At 42.4% G+C, this 1,459-nt stretch carries 2 protein-coding genes; both read left to right on the top strand.

Annotation, left to right across the window (positions count from 1 at the left end):
* Positions 1-494: hypothetical protein (locus M3200_RS00415; protein ID WP_288178054.1), on the top strand; the 494-nt coding region annotated here is incomplete at its 5' end.
* Positions 494-1,342, top strand: coding sequence for an IS3 family transposase (locus M3200_RS00410; protein WP_117899158.1), 849 nt, complete (start codon positions 494-496; stop codon positions 1,340-1,342). The genes M3200_RS00415 and M3200_RS00410, both read left to right, overlap by 1 nt.
* The last annotated feature ends 117 nt before the right edge of the window (positions 1,343-1,459 follow it).

The raw sequence follows: 1,459 nt of genomic DNA, 5'->3' as shown, positions 1-1,459 counted from the left end.
TCGAGTGCTATGCTAAAACTGGACAGGGGTGGGATAAGAATTTAGACAGCCTTTGTAGTATATTGGAATCAGAATTAAAAACATTGGACGCCACATTCAGATTTCATACAGGAGGCAGTCTTATGAAGTACACAAAGAAAGAGCGTATGAACATTGGTCGCCAGATTTATGAGGATCAAATCAATAAATACGAAGCTGCAGGCAAATACGGCATCAGTGCTCAAACTGCTAGAGAATATATGAGGATGTATAGGAACACAAACCATCTTCCACCTAAAACATCCAAGCCCCGTGATTACGGTCTTGCCAAAGCAAAAGTTATTCCTGAAGCGGCCAAACTCGATGAATACCAGAAAATGTCCAAGGAAGATCTCATCAGCGCCTTGATTGATGCCAGGATAAGAGAAGAGCGGCTGAAGCTTGGTTACGAAGTAGTAGAAGAAGATGATTCAAAAAAAAAGCTCATTACTTACGTCAAAAAGACTGCGAAGTAATCGTCGCGCTTTCCGGCTCCTTCCCTGTCGAATTGCTTTGTGAAAGGCTGGGTATTCCGCGTAGCAGCTTCTACTATTGGCTGTATCATACCAGGCATCCTTCTGAACAAAAGAATCGTCTTTTGGATACCATAGAACTGCTCAAGGAATGGCATAAGAAGTATCCATCCCACGGATACCGCTGGCTAAGGGCCAAGCTTCTGCTTGACACAGGCCTCTTCATGTCTGAATCATACGCCTATAAATGCTGTCGTTTGGCCGGGATCAAGAGTGTTTCCAAACACTATAAGTACAAAAAGCCTGGTGAATCCAGGACTTATCCAAATCTGCTGCTTGCAGGGATTAACATAGATGGGCCCTCGCAATGTATTGTGTCTGACATGACTGCATTCTACGTAAAGAACACATACTATGAGCTGACGATATATATGGATCTTTGGAATAACGAGATTGTCGCCCACGCACTTTCCTCAAGGCGTGGAGACCGTATGACATATATTAACGGACTGCACGACTACCTTGAATTTACGAAGAAATTCCCCGGCGTTAAGCATATTCTTCATTCTGATCAGGGATCAGTATATGCATCAAAGGATTTCAACCAGCTGCTCCCGGCGTATAACATCACACGATCCATGTCCAGAGCAGGAACGCCAACGGATAATGCAGCCATGGAATCCATTAATGGATGGATGAAAGCCGAGCTGTTTTCAGATTTTCATATTACTTCAACAGAGGGCGTAGCGGGTCAGATTGATGAATACGTCAAGTTCTTTAATGAAGAGCGCCCGGCATATGCACTGGAGTACCTTACACCAAAGCAGTACAGAGAAAAATATGGTTTTTAAGCAGGTTAATGCCTTTTGTCCAAATTAAGAGTTACACAATTTCATTTAATTTCACTTATTTATTTTTTTGACATCTAATTTTTGAGATTTTGTGTCCAAAATACGTTGACCAGTGCA

This window comes from Dialister sp. CAG:357, assembly GCF_000435155.1.
Classification (GTDB): domain Bacteria; phylum Bacillota; class Negativicutes; order Veillonellales; family Dialisteraceae; genus Dialister; species Dialister hominis.
This window is presented reverse-complemented; position numbering and strand designations above follow the sequence as displayed.